Origin of the sequence: Litorimonas taeanensis, assembly GCF_003634015.1 — a bacterium.
GTDB classification, from domain to species: domain Bacteria; phylum Pseudomonadota; class Alphaproteobacteria; order Caulobacterales; family Maricaulaceae; genus Litorimonas; species Litorimonas taeanensis.
In genome coordinates this window covers 553,841-571,343 of record NZ_RBII01000001.1, presented here as the reverse complement: position 1 = coordinate 571,343, position 17,503 = coordinate 553,841, and the positions used below count along the sequence as shown (strand labels likewise).

At 45.4% G+C, this 17,503-nt stretch carries 17 protein-coding genes and 1 pseudogene; 5 read left to right on the top strand and 13 right to left on the bottom strand.

Annotated features, from left to right (window positions below; genetic code table 11):
- The first annotated feature begins 128 nt into the window (after positions 1–128).
- Positions 129–1,157, top strand: coding sequence for an AraC family transcriptional regulator (locus DES40_RS02545; protein WP_121098998.1), 1,029 nt, complete (start codon positions 129–131; stop codon positions 1,155–1,157).
- 24 nt (positions 1,158–1,181) lie between these two features.
- Here the strand turns inward: DES40_RS02545 and DES40_RS02540 are convergent, their stop codons facing one another.
- The 5 genes from DES40_RS02540 to DES40_RS02520 all read right to left on the bottom strand — a co-directional run bounded on the left by DES40_RS02540 (position 1,182) and on the right by DES40_RS02520 (position 7,196).
- Positions 1,182–2,366 (bottom strand): MFS transporter, encoded by a 1,185-nt coding sequence (locus DES40_RS02540; RefSeq protein ID WP_121098997.1) that lies wholly within the window; start codon positions 2,364–2,366, stop codon positions 1,182–1,184.
- Between the two features lie 46 nt (positions 2,367–2,412).
- Positions 2,413–3,819, bottom strand: a complete 1,407-nt coding sequence (locus DES40_RS02535) for an aldehyde dehydrogenase family protein (protein WP_121098996.1) — start codon at positions 3,817–3,819, stop codon at positions 2,413–2,415.
- 165 nt (positions 3,820–3,984) lie between these two features.
- Positions 3,985–4,785, bottom strand: a complete 801-nt coding sequence (gene trpC / locus DES40_RS02530; protein ID WP_121098995.1) for an indole-3-glycerol phosphate synthase TrpC — start codon at positions 4,783–4,785, stop codon at positions 3,985–3,987.
- Positions 4,786–4,806: 21 nt separating this feature from the next.
- Complete coding sequence (locus tag DES40_RS13135) at positions 4,807–5,976, bottom strand: LysR substrate-binding domain-containing protein (protein ID WP_170144846.1); 1,170 nt, start codon at positions 5,974–5,976, stop codon at positions 4,807–4,809.
- A 44-nt stretch (positions 5,977–6,020) separates the two neighbouring features.
- Positions 6,021–7,196 (bottom strand): acyl-CoA dehydrogenase family protein, encoded by a 1,176-nt coding sequence (locus tag DES40_RS02520; protein ID WP_121098994.1) that lies wholly within the window; start codon positions 7,194–7,196, stop codon positions 6,021–6,023.
- Positions 7,197–7,824: 628 nt separating this feature from the next.
- On the opposite strand from DES40_RS02520, the gene DES40_RS13130 reads away from it, so the two are divergent.
- Positions 7,825–7,989 carry a hypothetical protein gene (locus DES40_RS13130; RefSeq protein ID WP_170144845.1) on the top strand — a complete coding sequence of 55 codons (165 nt, stop codon included), beginning with the start codon at positions 7,825–7,827 and terminating at the stop codon, positions 7,987–7,989.
- Here the strand turns inward: DES40_RS13130 and DES40_RS02515 are convergent.
- From DES40_RS02515 to DES40_RS02505, 3 genes are all read right to left on the bottom strand, one after another.
- Entirely contained in the window at positions 7,986–8,687 is a 702-nt protein-coding gene (locus tag DES40_RS02515; protein WP_121098993.1) for an IS6 family transposase, read from the bottom strand. The genes DES40_RS13130 and DES40_RS02515 overlap by 4 nt on opposite strands.
- Before the next feature lie 71 nt (positions 8,688–8,758).
- Positions 8,759–10,078, bottom strand: coding sequence for a TrkH family potassium uptake protein (locus DES40_RS02510; RefSeq protein WP_233345359.1), 1,320 nt, complete (start codon positions 10,076–10,078; stop codon positions 8,759–8,761).
- A gap of 6 nt (positions 10,079–10,084) precedes the next feature.
- Positions 10,085–10,747: a potassium channel family protein gene (locus DES40_RS02505; RefSeq protein WP_121098991.1), complete on the bottom strand. Its 663-nt coding sequence runs from the start codon at positions 10,745–10,747 to the stop codon at positions 10,085–10,087.
- A 260-nt stretch (positions 10,748–11,007) separates the two neighbouring features.
- On the opposite strand from DES40_RS02505, the gene DES40_RS02500 reads away from it, so the two are divergent.
- The gene (locus DES40_RS02500) at positions 11,008–11,241 is read left to right on the top strand and encodes a hypothetical protein (protein WP_121098990.1); all 234 of its coding nucleotides are present in this window, start codon (positions 11,008–11,010) and stop codon (positions 11,239–11,241) included.
- Between the two features lie 139 nt (positions 11,242–11,380).
- Here DES40_RS02500 and DES40_RS02495 read toward each other — a convergent pair whose 3' ends face one another.
- The 3 genes and pseudogenes from DES40_RS02495 to DES40_RS02485 form a co-directional block, all read right to left on the bottom strand.
- Positions 11,381–12,052 carry a site-specific integrase gene (locus DES40_RS02495; RefSeq protein ID WP_121098989.1) on the bottom strand — a complete coding sequence of 224 codons (672 nt, stop codon included), beginning with the start codon at positions 12,050–12,052 and terminating at the stop codon, positions 11,381–11,383.
- 69 nt (positions 12,053–12,121) lie between these two features.
- Entirely contained in the window at positions 12,122–12,628 is a 507-nt protein-coding gene (locus tag DES40_RS02490; protein ID WP_121098988.1) for a DUF6538 domain-containing protein, read from the bottom strand.
- 101 nt (positions 12,629–12,729) lie between these two features.
- Positions 12,730–13,626: pseudogene (locus DES40_RS02485) on the bottom strand (MFS transporter); the annotation flags it as partial.
- A 522-nt stretch (positions 13,627–14,148) separates the two neighbouring features.
- Between DES40_RS02485 and DES40_RS02475 the strand changes: the two are divergent.
- Positions 14,149–14,580 carry a MarR family winged helix-turn-helix transcriptional regulator gene (locus DES40_RS02475; protein WP_121098985.1) on the top strand — a complete coding sequence of 144 codons (432 nt, stop codon included), beginning with the start codon at positions 14,149–14,151 and terminating at the stop codon, positions 14,578–14,580.
- Between the two features lie 19 nt (positions 14,581–14,599).
- On the opposite strand, the gene DES40_RS02470 is transcribed toward DES40_RS02475, so the two are convergent.
- Both DES40_RS02470 and DES40_RS02465 read right to left on the bottom strand, forming a co-directional pair.
- On the bottom strand, positions 14,600–15,223 hold the full coding sequence (locus tag DES40_RS02470; RefSeq protein ID WP_121098984.1) for a bifunctional 4-hydroxy-2-oxoglutarate aldolase/2-dehydro-3-deoxy-phosphogluconate aldolase: 624 nt from the start codon (positions 15,221–15,223) through the stop codon (positions 14,600–14,602).
- A gap of 49 nt (positions 15,224–15,272) precedes the next feature.
- Positions 15,273–16,205: a LysR family transcriptional regulator gene (locus DES40_RS02465; protein WP_147405835.1), complete on the bottom strand. Its 933-nt coding sequence runs from the start codon at positions 16,203–16,205 to the stop codon at positions 15,273–15,275.
- Positions 16,206–16,333: 128 nt separating this feature from the next.
- Between DES40_RS02465 and DES40_RS02460 the strand changes: the two genes are divergently transcribed.
- A complete protein-coding gene (locus tag DES40_RS02460) occupies positions 16,334–17,503 on the top strand; it encodes an aromatic ring-hydroxylating dioxygenase subunit alpha (protein ID WP_121100353.1) in 1,170 nt (389 codons plus the stop codon).

The following is a 17,503-nucleotide window of genomic DNA, read 5'->3' as shown; positions in this document are numbered from 1 at the left end:
CCTTTGATTATATTTCCTTAACTAATAGTTCTTTGGCAGAATTATAATTGATATATTCAGTCATTTTTTTGGCATTTTATTGCCTTTACATGACTTTTCATATAAATATATGTCAGGAGTAAAGTATTGTGACATCACCGAACGCAGTGAAACGGCCGTTTATTCGTGCTCGAATTTTCAGGCAAATTCTTAGCCACGCAAACATTAGCCCGGTTAAGCAAAAACAAATTTTAAAAGATGAGGGCCTCGTAATTGAAGATCTCAATGATTACAGCGCAGATATTCCGCTCAATAGTTACATGAGGATGTTCGAACGTTTATCACGTGTCACGCATTCTCCTGCATTTGGTTTAAAGACTTCAAAAGTCATGGGGCCTGAACTTATTGGAGCGGTTGGATTTATCTTTCTGTCTTCCCCGAACTTAGAGGCTGCCATTGAATATTACTCAAAAAGCGTTTCAACCATTCAAGAAGTCACACAATTGATTTTTGAGCGTGAACGTCAGCCCACCTTAAAATATGTCATTACAGATGAAAGAATTACCCCGCGCCGACAGGATGTCGAATTTTCGATTGGTTATGTCAACAGCTTGCTTAGAACTTATATTGGCAAAGATTACCGCCCTAAAGAGATCTATTTTGAACATGCCAAACCTGTTAAGGGCGATTTGTATGAAATCCATTTTGATTGCCCTGTTTTCTTCGAGCAAGATATCAATGCAATTGTTCTAAATCCCGAAGACTTGAAGAAAGGATCCGCCAAATTCGATCAAAACCTTATTCCCCTTCTGGAGCACTACTTACAGTTATTGGAACATAACACACAGAGAACAACAACATTTGTGGAGAATATCGAACAGATTTTACCTCATGCCATAGAATATAATAATGCCAATTTATCTTACGTTTCGGGAAGATTGGGACTTACGGAAATCACAGTCCGTCGCCGCTTGAAGGACGAAGGAACATCTTTTCGCGAATTGTTACAAAAAAAACGCATCGCTATTTCTCGGCGGCTTTTGACGGAAACAAAAATGAATGTTTTGCAAATTGCGCAAAAGCTCGGCTATTCCGAAACAGCCAGTTTCACACGAGCTTTTCGTAAAGAAACAGGACAAACACCTATAAAGTTTAGGAAGGCTCATCTTTCAAAATAAGCGCCTTCAAACCTGAAAAATGGACTAAACTTTATATCGCGAAAGATGCACAACAACCATATAGAGCGTTAAAGATAATACAGCACATAGAGCTGAGAAGCTCAGAACGGCCCCAAATCCAGATCCCTCAATCAAGCGTCCTGCAATAGCTGGACCGATGACGCCTCCAAGTGAAAGCGTTGTTGCTGATAAAGCGACAAAACGCCCACTGATATCGATTTCTGCGCTCAACCCAAAAAAATAAGCCAATCCATAATTGATACAGAATGTAAATAATATCGCGCCCAATGCGAATGTAAAAATAGTGGCAGATTGCCAGATCAGGACCAAGCTTAGAGCATTCAGAACGATAATGGCTATCATCGGATTGTAACGACCCATCTTGTTCCCTAGGGCAGCCGCTACAAAAGCCCCTATTGTTGCCGATACCATTCCCAATGCGAGGACAACTCCCACCTTTTCTACGGCCAAACTTTTAACGCCTCCTATTACTTCTAGAAAAGCCCAAGTCGCGATAACCCCACTAAAGAAAATAATACTCGCGAGTAATGTTATGATTGATAATCCTAAAGAGCTAGCGGAAGTCTTGTTCGGCTGCAGGGCCATGTCGGATGTATTTGATAACCCAGCCTGACTACCCTTCACCCCGGTTGAGGGTATGAGGAAACTGAGCGGCGCGACAATTACAGCCATTGCTGCCATGGCATACATCATACCTTTTAGACCATATTCTGGAATAACCAAAACCGGTAAGGCAAAGAGTGCAATGATTGCAGGCATTGACTCGTAGCCGAGTTTAAGCCCGAACGCTTTGTCAGGGTTAGAGCTATCTCCTAAAATCGTCATTCCCAAAGCATATAACCCGCCCATTCCGAGTCCCATAATTCCAAACACCAGAATGAGGGTTTGATATTGCGGTGTTAAAGTCACAGCGAATAGAGACATGGCGCAGATGGCCGACATGACGAGCGCAGTAACTTTCCAATTTACGCGGCGGATAAAAAGAAGTGAAGCCACAGCAATTGCTGTAAATGTGAGACTAAAAATCGCGACTAAATCACCTGCTTGAGACTCACTAAAGCTCAAACTTTCAATCAAACTACCAATAACCATCGGCATGGTTGTTGAAATCAAAATGCCGATTCCAGATAAGAAACCAACCGCAACGTAAACCGACATACGGTCTATAGGGTTTCTATCATTACTCATAAGGTCTCCCTTTAGGTTAGCAGTTTAAAATGAAACATTCCGACCATTAAAGACCGTATATCGACTGAACTGTGGTTAATTCTTTTAGGCCCTCAATTCCGAACATAACACCGAGCCCAGACTTCTTCACGCCGCCAAAAGGCACGTCAGGTTGAATCATGCCATGAGAATTAATCCAGACACTGCCGCATTCCATGCGGCACGCTATAGCTGCAGCCTTCGCCTTATCATTTGTCCAGACAGAGCCGCCTAGACCCACCTCTGAGTCATTCGCGCGACTTAGAGCGTCTTCGACATCGGAATAGCGCATAATTGGCAATACCGGGCCAAACTGTTCTTCCCGACAGACATCCATGTCATCTGTGACGTCCGCTAACAATGTTAGCGGATAAAAATACCCTGGACCCGCGACTGGATCAGCCCCAACAAGCACCCTCGCGCCTGCAGACACGGCATCATCTACAAGACGCCGAACAATATTATATTGCATCTCATTTTGCACCGGCCCGATAATATTGTTTTCATCCAGCCCATTACCGACAGGAATATTTTTCGTAAAGTTTGTGAGTTCCTCACAAACTTCATCATAGATACTGTCGTGAACATAAAGTCTTTTTAATGCCGCGCAGGTTTGTCCATTATTGATAAAGGCACCCCAAAAAAGGCTTTCCGCAATCTCTGAAGGATTGGCATCAGGTAGAACAATCCCGGCGTCATTCCCGCCAAGCTCCAAGGTCAAACGCTTCAATGTTTGAGAGGCCGCATTCATAATTTTTTGACCTGTCGGTGTCGAACCGGTGAAGGAAATTTTATCAATTCCAGGATGTTCACTCATCCACGCTCCAAGGCCGCCTTTACCCGTAACGATGTTTAACACGCCTTTGGGTAAAACAGTGTTGATGACTTCGACCATCTTTAATGTCGACAATGACGTGTAGGACGAAGGTTTCATAACAACCGTATTCCCAGCTCTTAACGCGGGTAATATATGCCAAATTGCAATAAGTAACGGCCAGTTCCAGGGTAATATGGAGCCAACTACGCCTATAGGTTTCCGGTGCATTTCAACCCGGCCTTCCTCATTATCCTGCAATACTTCCACCGGGAGCTTAAGTTCTGCTGTGTAATGCGACCACCCTGCACAGCCCTGCATTTCAAAACGCGATCCAATCCCATTGAGCGGTTTGCCATGCTCGCGTGTCAATAGCTTTGCGAGGTCCTCAGCATTATCTTCAATAACCTGACCAATAGCATGACAAAGCCCTTGGCGTTCTTCATCAGGCAATCCACTCCATGCCGGAAAGGCAGCGCGAGCCGCCTCAACAGCGGCGTCCAGATCTCCTTTCTCGGCTATAGGACATTTTCCTACAAGTTCCCCAGTTGCTGGATCTTTAACTTCAAAAAAATTTTTGGACGTGATGGCCTCACCTCCGATGATCATCTGATATTCCATCTGTATTCCCCTATTATAATATTGGATCTACTCCCTATCAGGCGCAGTCGAAGAAGAGCTTTTGATTAACTCTAAAAAACATGATTATTCATGTATGTCAAATGTAAATGTATTATACAATGCAAAGGAGATTAGATTAGCAATTATCTTTGCAAGCCAAGGCCACTACGCGCCTGACAAATATCGTGCTCCAATTTCAACATTCTCGCGGCGCATTAAGCTTTCGCCTATTAGAAATCCTGTTGCGCCTAATCTTGTTAAAAACTGAATATCACCCCGGGATGAGATTCCAGATTCTGCGATCAGGGGCATGGTTGCGGGTACCAAAGATGAAAGTTTATCAAAGTTATCTAAGGTCGTTTCAAATGTTTTCAAATTTCGATTATTAATCCCGATTATCCTTGCTCCAACATTTAAAGCTCGTTGAATTTCTTCTGCTGTATGGGTTTCCACCAACACATCCATTCCCAACTCATCTGCGAGGAACATAATTTGCCGGACAGCCCTGTCATCAAGCATAGCCATAATAACCAAGATTGCATCAGCTCCCATCCCGCGACTTTCTAATACCTGAATAGGGTCGAGGATAAAATCTTTTCGCAACATTGGGAGTTTGGAAACACGCCTAACACTCTTAAATATCTCGACACTTCCTTGAAAACTGGGTCCATCAGTCAACACGGAGAGGCAAGCCGCCCCTCCCTCCGCATAGCCTTCAGCTATCGCAACGGGGTCAAAATCATGACGAATAACACTCTTAGAAGGGCTTGCCTTTTTAACCTCTGCTATAATAGCAGGACGTAGTCTCGAAATTTTTTTTAAATGATCCGCAAATCCGAGCGCCGGCTTTTGAAATCTTGCTATAGATGTGAGACGATCAATTGATGTCGTGCGTTTAAGCTCGCGAACTTCTTCGCGCTTATAGGCAGCAATCGCCTTTAAAATATCCTGTGGTTCTTCGGGCATAAGCTTAGCCTAAATTGGCGGCTAAGCCCAAGCGGCAGAGGAGTAAGCTTTCTGCATCACCTGTGACGCAGCATCTGATAGAGTCGCGTCACGGCGCTTGGCGAGAACAATAGAGTGACTAGGCAACGGGTCTGCCAAGGGTCTTGAGATCAAAGGTTTACCATCATAGCTGCGCGATGGTCCGGTTTGAGTCATCGCGATGGCAAAGCCCAAGCCGTGACCAACCATACCTCGCATCATTTCAAATGAGGCGGCTCTGAATATAACTTTTGGCTCTATCCCTCGTGAGCGTAAAACTCCCTCCAACTGATCTCGGCTCGTATCTTCGGCAATGGAGATCATAGGCTGTTCATGCAAATCTTCATTTCGAATAACTGTGTTATTCGCAAGAGGATGATCCTCGGCGAGAAGTACATAAGGGGTCAGCGTTGACAGCAGTGTCGTTTCTAAACTCTCCGGCAAATCAAAGTCATAGAGAAGTCCAATTTCGATTTCTCCAGACAATAATGCATCTTTCACGCGTTTATTATCCCCTTCAATTAGTTCAACTGAAAGCCCGTCTCCATCCCGCGTAAGATCTTCGACAAGTTCAGGTACAAAAAAGGGAGCGAATGTATGAAAACATCCGACGGCTAGAGGCTTAGTTATGGAAATGTCGTTGGATTTATCAGTATTGGGTACGACAATCGGTTGTGATGACCCATAAGCGCGGTTAGCATAGATCAAGGCCGACCCTTTTTCAGCGACCGAAATTTCAACGACCTCGCCGAAAATAACATGATGTGTGCCAACTTTTACCGTTGATGTTATTTCGCAATCAAATCCTACAAGGCCGTCTTCTACTCTGGGGGACCCGGTTTTGCCTATGGCCCACTTTGAACATTCAAACTTGTCTTCAACTGTGTCTTTGTACCGCCCGGCAAATACATCGGAAATATAAGACTGATGATTATGAAGTACGTTCACGCAAAACACACCGTTCTCAAGCAGGCTTGCAGCGGCAGCGCTATTTTCGTTAATACACACAAGCAAAGTTGGACGCGGCGTATCCGCCGAAACAGAGGACATGGCGGAAACTGTTAGGCCGACGCGCCCAGCCGGACCATCTGAAGTGATCACATTTACCGTCGCAGCGGCAAAACTCATACCTTCAAAAAACTTGTTCTTTAATTCTTGGTCGATCACAGTCATCCCGAGCCCGTCTCTTTAGCTATTTTGCACCAAAACAGTTGAAATCAAACATAGCCAGGAATGTAAGGCTTGCCGAACATAACCTTACCGGCATTCATGAATGAGCCTTCAGTGAGGAAGGCATGCTGAGCCGTAACCATCGAATCAGTTAGATATTGATTCATGGGATTGGCGTTAAAAATGCCCATTGTTCCTGTCATCTCAAAGCACATTCTGGCAACCTCTGCCCCTGTCCGTGCGGCATGGCTTGCTGAGAGACGAAGTGCTAAGTTTTGCTCCCGCGTTATAGTGCCGCTTTCATTGATTGACTCCCAAGCCTCATCTGTCGTGGCATAAAACCAACTTTTTGCGGATTGCAATTTGCCTTCACACTCAGCAATGTGAATTTGCACATTTACACGATCACCCAAAGTAGGTGCGCCTGTAATAGATTTGGAGTTTGAGGCGACCTCAAGAATATGGTCGATTGCTGCCCGAGCCGTCCCAAGCCCGCAAACGGCCAATACTTGCGCAGCTAAGGTTACTGTCGGATATAAATATTCTGGCGCATCAATGGAGGAAGGCGCATCGCGCAACAAAATCATGTCATCAGGTACGAAGACATCATCTACAACCATCGTATGGCTACCCGTAGATGACATTCCAAACGTATCCCATGTCTCATCAATTGTAATCTTATCACGCGGTATAACAGCCATCTGCTTGAATACCTCATCGCCGTTACCCGGTACAGAGACCCCAACCGCAACAAGAGATGCCCCCATGCAGCCGCTGCCAAATGGCCAGCGGCCCTTTACAATAATGCCTCCATCAACTTTTTCCGCAGGCTGAATAGGAAATGTTGCTCCCGCGAACACCAATCCAGGGTCTTCTTTAAATATTTTCTGTAGCGAAGCTTCAGGCAAAGAACATAAATATTTAGTCGCAAAAGCAAAACTAGCGACCCAGCCCGTAGACCCATCGGCAATTGAAATACGTTCTATGATTTTCATAAACTCAGTTGGCGAAATGGGAGACCCGCCTAATTCTTTTGGAACAAAAGCACCGTACAATCCGATGTCTTGCAGTTTTTCAATAACATCCTGAGATATGTGGCGTTGTTTCTTAAATTCCGCCCTACGGTTTTTTATATCTACGAGCAGCTCTTGTAGCGCTGCCTCATTGATTGGAGAGTTTTCTTCAGCCTGCTCAATAACAGGTTTAATCGCCGCAACACCCATGTCGGATCCTCACATTATATTTACATGATTATTCACGTAAACGAATTCATTTTAAAAAGCAAGTGACACAACGATATTCTTTAGAGCTATCGAAAAATTAGACGGCTACTCGAAATAAAGAACCTAATATTTACTTACGAAAACAGGATTTGATTACGTTTTGATCGACCGCTGATTTCGATATAAAGCGAACACACAGATTGCAGCTAAAAGCGCAGCTGGAATAAATGCATAAAATAGCTGTTGTTCTGAAACCACAAACCCCAATAAATATCCTCCGATCAAGGGACCAAACACAGCACAACGCCGAATGGAAAAGTATATATAAAACAATTGCTTATGATTGTCAAAGTTGACTTTGCAGCACGTATGACATTGACTTTGTAGCACACAGGTTTTGGATTTTCGCCGCATTATTCTGCAATAATTTTGACTATCATGTCTGTCGAACCCGATCTTTCATAGCACCTTTTCCTTGCTTCCGTTTTTATGAAACAGAGTGGTTGTAAAGTTAGGGGCGCATCACCCTTTAATAAGGGTGTTTGAGCCTCATAGGTCAAAGCGCGGAGAAGCGACTACCAATCAATAATTCTAGTAACTGTCATGTTTTGACAGTATATAGAACTTTATGAACGCATTGATTTCACTTATTACACGCGCTGGGTATGCGGACCGCATTCTGAATGAACGGCAATTGGCGCGCATTCTTGGCGGTAGTGATGACCGACGTTACGGTCAGGGCTTTGTCACGTTAACGGCATTGAACCAGTATTTCGGTAATTTGGCATTTTAGGGGCACATCGATGTCGTGGTTAAGTTCCATTTTAAGTTTGCTTGATGTCTGAACTTGCGGAGTGTTGATCGGGAGATGAGGTGGCGTCGATGGTTGAAGAGGTTGTAGATCTGAGCGTGGCTCGAAAGCAGTTTTTGGGCTTGATGGACTGATCTGAATTTCTGTGATTTTCGTTCTCCTCTTCTGATGGGGACATGTGAACATTCAGCACGGTTGTTCTTACGACCACCGACGTCTTGCAAGTGTTTTAGACCTAAAAGTTTGAGTGCTGCTCTGTATGAACCAAGCCTATCAGTCACAATGCGATTGGGTTTGATGCCTTGGTTCTTTAGTAATTTCCGCAGCAAACGCAGGGCTGCTTTCGTATTCCGTCGTCTCTGTACAACAACATCTAATACGGTGCCTTCATCATCGACAGCTCGCCAGAGATAAACCATCTTTCCGTTAATTTTAGTGTATACTTCATCCAAGTGCCAAATAGGTGAGGGGCTTACGGATCGAGACCTTATCCGCTTGGCATAAGTGGACCCAAACTTATCAACCCATCTTCGTATTGTTTCATAGGAAACATCAACACCGCGCTCGATCAGAAGCTCCTCGATGTCTCGAAAGCTCAGATTGAACCGGAAGTACATCCATACGGCACGACGAATGATGTCTGGATGGAAGCGGTGCCGGGAATAGATTGATGTTTTCATCGCTAGTTCTTAGCGTAATTTCTGAAAACAGGCATTAACGTGACAAAGCCGATAATTTCATTATTCGGACGCTAGCCTAAGTAGATAGTTCCCTCGGGATACTGTATTCTTGGTTTTGTTTTCGACGCGAGGAAGAACCCAAGGGTCAGAGGGCCGAGTCTGCCCAAGAACATAATCAAGCAGATTATTGCTCTGCCAAAGTCGTTAAGCTCACCTGTCGCGCCTTGGCTCAATCCTACGGTTCCAAACGCTGAGGTAACTTCAAATGCAGCTGTTAAAAAGTCAATTTCATGCGTTGCGACAATCAAGAATAAGCCTGTCAAAACAACAAAAAGGCTGATCGTCAATAGCGCCATCACCTTCAGGCCTTGCTGTAAACCTACACTGTATCCAAAGGCTTTCATTCTTCCTGAATTGCGAAAAAACGCTATTGTCGCCAGTAAAAGCACGACAGCAGTCGTCACTTTTATGCCGCCTGCAGTGGATGTGCTACCACCTCCAATGACCATTAAGACCATCGTCATAAGTGTTGTGCTGTCCTGCATAGCCGCCGTATTCATGGCATTGAAGCCGGCCGTTCGGGGCGTAACTGCCTCAAACCATATTGCATTCATTCTTTCCCCCGGACTTGCTAAGCTTCCGAGTGTCTCAGGGTTGTTCCATTCCAGAATGCCATAACCAAGGCAGGAGATAAGAATTAAGCTGAGTGTTCCGACCAACATCAAGCGTGTATGCAAAGAGAATTTTTGCCATTTTCCATAGACTAAAATGTCAGACAGCACCGCGAAGCCCAGACCCGCTACAATGAACTGTACGGAAATCGTAAATATTATCAGGGGACTATCAACATACTCCATAAGGCTATTGGAAAATAATGAGAAGCCAGCATTGTTGAAAGCTGATATCGAATGAAAGGCGGCCAGCCATAAGCCTTCTCGCCAACCAAATTCTGGCACGAAAACAAATGCCATGATGGCCATGCCAATCAACTCGCAAACCAACACGACCCTAAACACCACCCAGACAATGTTGAGCAATCCTCCAAGAGAGGCTAGTCCCATCTCTTCTCGAAGGAATTGCAGTTGTGCTAGACCAATTTGCATGCCTAAAGATGAGAGGACCAAGACCGCAAATGTCATTAGGCCCATGCCTCCGAGCTGTATCAACAGCATAAGGACGCCTTGTCCAAATGTTGTGAACGCTGTTCCGGTATCAACGACGACTAAGCCAGTAACAGTTACAGCTGAGGTTGCGGTAAAGAACGCATCTGACCAAGTGATACCGTCAGTGGATGCGACAGGTAGCATCAATAACAAGGCACCGACCGTAATCCAACTTAAGTACAGCAGTGCCATCAGAGCGGGGGCTGGTAAATTTAAACATTGTCTCACAGCAGATTATATTGCATCGGAGAACTTGCGTAATTGGTTGCGAGTGCCAAATAGAATGATCTTATCATTTTCCTTCAAAGCATCGTTAAATTCAGCGGAACTAGAAAATAGGCCATCAGCGTAAACACCCATACACGAAATATTGTGAGCTTTTTCAAATTTAAACTCCGCCAGTGATTTACCCGCTAAAGAAGAAAGAACGTCCATCATGACGACGTATTTTCCATCACCAAGCGACATAAAGTCTTCCAGATGAGGGTTATGAATTATCTGAGCAATATGCGTACCGAAACGCTGCTCGGGAAGCACAACATGGTGAACACCTATTGCTTTCAAGATTTTTCGCTGCGTTTCGGTCTGCGCTTTAACCCATACTTGCCTGCAACCTAATTCTATCACATTCATTGCAGCCAGAATACTCGCTTCAGTATTTTCACCTATAGAAACCAGAACTGCATCATAAGTCTCAAGTGCGCATTGCGAGAGTGCTTTGTCGTCTGTTGCATCAGCCTGAATAGAAGATTTTATCTCATCGCATATCATAGTTACTCGTGCAGGGTCATTGTCAATTCCAAGGACGTTATCTCCCATACGGGTTAATTCTCTTGCGACAGATACACCAAAGGTGCCGAGGCCAATAATAGCTACGTTTCTGGATTTGTTGGCCATAGATTTCGTTTCAAAAATTGTCTAAGAGTATTGTGGCTACTTGGCTCATGATTAACTCTTATTATTTCCTTAGTCTATCTATTGTTGTGTGTATTTCACCCAATTATATTTTACGCGTCGACCCCAAGCTGCCGCAACTGACCGTCCCAGAATCATCTGCTGCAAGAGACTAAGTTATTCAATATGATCAGCATTTTTTTCACATTTTGACCCGCAGGCTTTAAATTATCCAACTCTTTTCTTCGTAAAAATCGTGGTCTATGGGCTATAATTCCTATGTGGATAAAGCCTCAAACAAATCATTAAACGCTCCAATAGAAGCACCGTCTCGTGCTGAAATTAAACGCGGCATGACTATCGCGGCACAGCTTGTTCAGCGATATGGCCTCAAATATTGGCCAGTTTTGGAACGCCTTAAACATGAGTATAACGCTCTAGATGACCGTGAGGCTTTGCTGGCCTCGCTTCTATCGGATGTAGATAAAGCGGCATAGGTCGATAAAATTCAGCCCTTAAATGGATAGTTCTGTAGTAGCTCGTCACTGACGGCGTGCGCAATCTTCAATAGCTCGTCTCGGCGGTAATCTAGCGACCCTCCATCCCCATATTCTGGGCGCGGATTACGATGACCCATCAATGTGCAACGCAATCCAAAGTCCAATCCAGCCTCCAACATTCGGCTCTAAAGCTATGTCGAAAGCTATAAATGCGTTGCTGCTTCGTCGGGAATAGCTTTCTCGCTTTGAACGCTTTTGTAAGCGAGGCGCTTAGCAAATAGCTCCTATCCCGATAATGTGGAAACCCATTCGGGGCTTGCCGCATGGCTTCCAACGCCACCCCGACAAGCGGAATATCGCGTACGGATGCGCCTGATTTCAGCTCTCTATCTTTCGTAGAACGGATGCGAATATGCGGAACCTCGGCATCCAGCCGAATGTTCTCTGGCTTGATGTTAGCAAGCTCGCTTGGCCTGCATCCTGTCTCAATCAAGGCCATACAGAGGAGTGCGCTTTGCCGATTGAGGCCATCAAAAACATTGGCCGCGAGTATACGTGACCTGACCCAATCGTCTTTAAACGGCATGACCTTCGTTAGAATTTTGTCTTTAAACCGCATATTGCGGAACGGGTTTTCGCGCTCTTCTTCGCCTATGTGTTCAAAATAACGGCGGTAGAGTTTGCGCAAGCTGCCCAAGTCTTTATTGCCGCTGCTCCCGCTCATGGGCTCGGAGCCGTCTTTCGGATGGATGCGCTCATGCCAGAATTTGCGCACGGCGTGGGCGTGTTCGCGGGTAATATCTCGCATATCTATATCGCCGTTTATGGTGACGAAGTTAGCCACGGCACGACGTTTAATCTTAGAGAAATTCGTAATTTATTCAGGTGGTTTATTGGACAACTCGTCGGCGACGATCTCGGACAGATATAAGTCCATAGCTTCTGTGATGGTCACAGAAGGCGTTTTTAAGCTTCCAAGAAGGGCATCCGCGTCTCGTTCTTCCTTTGGCTGCGGGCGGTCTTTTAGTGGTTCCAATGCAATGAGGCGGTGCAGCAAATCCGTGACAGTGTCTTGTGAGACTAAGCTCTCCATTGGCTTATAGTTGCACCCACGAGAGCGGGCGAGTTGACTTGCAGCGCGATAACTTGCCTCTCTAGGGGGCGGCTGAAAACGATTTGGCATTAACTCGTTCCAACGCTGGTTGTCTTCGTCGGCGCAAATATCCCGCCGCTGGCGCGCAACCTTGCGGCTATCTATGTCTAGTGAGCGGTATATCAGAGTTCTGTTATCAAGATGTCTGACCGCTTTCGGAACGCGCCGCACATAGTGCCATGTATCGCCGCGTAACCGTAGGTATTGGTCGGGCCGTCTAATCGCTTTCATCCTGCCATCTCCTGCGTCCGCCTTTTGTAAGGCAAGAAGTGAGGCAAATCGCGCGAGTTACCGTGTGGAAAGTACAGGAAAGAGAGATTTTCCGAAATTTTTCAGAGGCTTACGCAACTTGCTATGATAGGAAAATGGTGCCCCCACACGGCACCAAGGCGACTGATTCCAATCGACCATCCCGAACCTGCTGCTCGAAGTTCAACTGGATAAAGTGTTGGCACAGTCGCATAGAGACCAATCATGGCACCGTGAGTAAAGAACCCTGTTATTGCAATGAGACTCGTAATCGCAAATAATGAAGGCGAGAAACTCGCGATTAAGGCCAACATGATAGCAAGTCCTATATAGAAGAAAGTCGTGACCTTCGTTACATCGAAACGTAGCGCCATAAACCCAATAACAAAAATACACAGCATGCCCACGACATTGATGAGCCAACCTGCGCGGTTTCCATCTGCTGCGGTATGCCCCATATCTTCAATAAGTTTTGGGACCCAAGACAGCATGAAATACAACACCATCAACTGAAGAAAAAATGAAATACTTATGAGCAACGTCCGTGACCTGTAGGTTTGTGTAAATAGAGTCGATAATTTCCCGGAATTTTCAGCTTTGGCAATTGATGCTTGCTTCAGATACTCCGGAGATTCAGGAAGAAAAAACACAACAGGTACAAAAACAAAGGAAAGCGCCGCTCCAAAGACAAATACATGCCGCCATGTTCCAACACCTAGCAACCATAGGCAAATATAGCCCGCGAGTATTGCCCCAATTGGAAAACCAAGTTGAAAAATAGAAATCATGGTCGACCTGAGTTTCGGCCCTGAATATTCAGCGGCCAAAGTATTCAGGCTCGTTATTATGGCTCCGACCCCTATGCCCGTAATAAGTCGTCCAATAAGTAACCATGTTAAATTTGGCGATGACGCCGCCATCAACATGCCGACACCTGATAATATTAGCCCGATAATAGTAACGGCTTTTCGGCCGAACCTATCAGCAAAAGGACGCCGAACCTATCAGCAAAAGGACTAAGAAATGTTGCCCCAAAGAGCATCCCGGATAAGGCTGCGCTGAATACCCAGCCTAGCTCTGTCCTCTGAAATCCCCAGTCATTTGAAATTGCATTGGCGGCGAAGGAGATCGCAAGAAGGTCAAACCCATCCTGCATGTTAATCATTGTGAGAACCAGAAGGCCAATTCTGTTAGCCCTCGGCAGCTTAGAAAATTCTTCTATTACTTTCACCGAATGCCTCCGAGCATAATGCCATACGTATTGACAAACTAGGCCCTGCCGCCGATTACGTGATTATTCATCTAATTATGGTTATGTTGCTTACTTAGGCGAGTCAATGAGTCTGTAATCGGGAGAACGGTGTTGCCGGAAGCACAATTATTCTTAAGAAAATACCAGACAAATGAAGTACGGCACGCTCTATGTAGTTGTGATAAATCGAATATAGGTTTTAATAGGCTGAGAAGTCACAGAATTGGGCAGTTAAGAGGGTGATATACTCATGGACATAGAAAACTTTGATAGAAGAGAGTGGGTTTTCTACTGGATCACCATAGTTGGTGCGAAGTATGAGCAAAAACTAGAAGAGCACCTAAAAAATGAAGGCTTAGATATTCCGAGCTGGAGGGTTCTTATGTTGATGGACCCCGATAAACCCAGAAGCGTGTCTTTTTTAGCTAATCAAAGCATCACAAAACAATCAACAATGACCCGCATTGTCTATCGAATGCGAGACAAAGGTCTTGTGACCGTCAAAACGAGTAAAGAAGATGGCCGGGTTTCTGTCGTTTCGGCTACTGCTAAAGGGTTTAAGCTAAGAGAAAAAGCGTGGAAACTTGTCAAACAGTCTACGAATGAAACGTTTGAAGGCATGGAGAACGAGACAATCGATGAGTTAAACTCAAACTTATCGCTCATTTTTGACCGCCTATAGAGTTAAGCCGAAACTCACACTAGCATTTTTTTGACATATCCATCGCGTCCCGGGCGTTCCCCTGGATGGTTTTCCAATCCCTTGCGTTAATGAGAGCTGTTGAAGCAATCCACGTGCCGCCCACGGCATATACATTGGGCAATGAAAGATAATCATTCATATTTGCCAAACGAACCCCGCCTGTTGGCATATAGCTGATATTTGGCATGGGCGCATAAACAGACTTGATTAACGCTGCTCCGCCAACCGCGCCAGCTGGGAATAGCTTAACTTTATCAAAACCCGCTTCATATGCCGTGAGGGCTTCAGATGGCGTGGCTGTCCCCGGCAGTACCAACAGATTAGTCGATTGAAGCGCTTTCTGAAGCTTCGGCGACAATCCTGGCGAGACCAAAAAATCGGCACCTTCATCTTCAGATCGCGACACATCATCAGGCGTCAACACAGTACCTACACCCAAAATCATATTTGGGCAGTGTTTTTTGATTTGTTTTATAGCTTTAATCGCATCAGAAGTACGTAAGGTTACCTCGATTGCATTGATACCGCCCTCTTGTAACGCTTCGCAAAGACCAACAGCGTTGTCGGAATCTTCAATAGCAACGACCGGAATAACTGGTGAATTCGCTAACAAATCTGACATTTCGACTCCATTGACTATCAACGCTTACATGATTCTTCACGCATTTATATTACTTTGAAGACAGTAGCAATGTGCCGGCCCAATTTCCTATATTATATACATCTTTTGCCGCCAGCCGAATGAGATCCATAACGGCGATCGTCGCGGGTGTCAGAGGCCGGTGAGTTGGATACACCATACTGACTTTATGGTGTAAGCTTGGGTTTATGACCTTACGGGCAGAAATACGATTTTGCTCAACGCGTTCGTGAATAGCAGACCAAGGTAAAAAAGAATGCCCTAAACCAGCTTCTATAAGCTGAAGAGTGGCGTGCATCGTGCCGGCCACCTGGGCCATTTCAAGCTCAATATCTTTTTCCAGTGCATATTTTGCCACTTCTGGCGCAACGCCGTGGCGATCTTGCGGAATGATAAGAGGCAATCCCTCCAGGTCTTTGAATTCAATCTCAGCGCCCAGATTGTTTGGATCATAGGGAGACGTCAAAAAAAGGTCTTCTTCTATTAAATTTTCTATGTGAATGCTGGCGCCTGCACTTACAAGATGACTTACAACCAGATCATAATCTCCCGCTTCAAATGACTGTTGGATGTTGGCTGCGAGACCGGACTCTATGTTTAGCCTGATCTTAGGATAATGGAGCATGAGGCTTTTCGCGAGAGGTACCGTTAGCGCCCCCAGTGAACTTGCTGTCATTGCCACTGAGACGAGACCTTGAGGATCTCCGTCTTTTGCAGATAAACTTTCTTTCGCGCGATTATATTGATTCAATATGCCATAAGCATGGTTGAGAAATGTTTGACCGGATTCGGTGAGTTCCATTCCTCTTCTACTCCGATTGAACAGTAAGACACTAAGCTCATCTTCAAGCCGCTTGATACTCTGTGATAATGCGGGCTGCACGATGTTAAGACGCTCAGCGGCCTTTGACAGGCTGCCAAGTTCCGCAACGTGCACAAAATGTTGAATACGGCGAAAATCCACATTGTCTCCCAATTTTGATATAACAAATTGTTATTGAACCTATAAAAGTATAATATTTTACGATGCATTGAGCAAGCTCTATACAGAATGGAAAATAATTCTGGGGAGATAATTCAGTGAATAAATCTATGACACTCGAAGAAAAAGCTCACGCTAAAAAATATGACCCAGGTCGGGATTGGAGCGCATTTCCCGAATATGAAGCCGCCAAACAAGGATTGCGCGACTATTGGTACCCTGTGCTTTGGGCGCGAGAGCTAGAAGCTAAAAAACCCACGGGTATAAAAGTATGCGGTGAGAAAATCATGCTGCAACGAGACGCCGAGGGCAAACCTCGCGCTCTGCACGATCGCTGCCCTCACCGCGGCGTCCGACTTTCTCAAGGCAAGCAGTGGTGGCCTGATACCGTCTCTTGCCCCTACCACGGCTGGACATTTAACCTGAAAGACGGCGAGTTAAAGGCCGTTATAACCGACGGACCCGATAGCCGGATGTGCAATAAGGCCGCAGTAAAAACCTACCCAGCAGAAGAACGCATTGGCCTTATCTGGGTCTATGTGGGTGACGGTGAACCGCACCCGCTTAAAGACCAGCTTCCAAAAGAGTTAGTCGACCCTCCTAAATACGCTGTGGGCGGCCGGATCGAGGATCGCGGCGGCGATTGGCGTCTTTACGCGGAAAACGGATTCGATGAAGGTCACGCCAAATATCTGCACCGCACATCAATCTGGCGCATAATGAAAGTAATGCCGACATGGAATAAGATTCATATCGAGAAAGAAGGAAGATGGCTCTACCGCGTTGAAGACGAACGCTACTGGGAAGCTGACTATCCAGGGCTTGGTAAATGGACGAATGACCGCTGGTTCAAAATAAAACCAAAACAGCGTCAGGGTAAATTTATGGGCAATACGGGTGGCGGCAAAACAAATGCCTACATCAAAAAACAAAACTTAACTGGCTTCGCATCAATCTCGCTGCCAGGCGTCCTCCGTATCGCTTATCCGAACTTCATTCATTATGAGTTCTATGTCCCGATAGACGTCGATGAAACAAAATATGTTGGGGTGATGATCCAGTTTAAAACCGGCATTAAAAAGTGGCTCTACTACTTGCAATATCTTTTGCAAATTCGCTGGATGTTTCATGGCAACTTCTCGGGCCAAGACCATTGGATGGTCGAAGAAACCAACGCACCACCTGAGCGCCTTTATCGCCCGGACGTTTCGTTGTTGGAATGGCGCAAGCTTTTCAAAGGCCCTCATCCCTTTCATGACAAAATAGAAGAGGACGCGTAA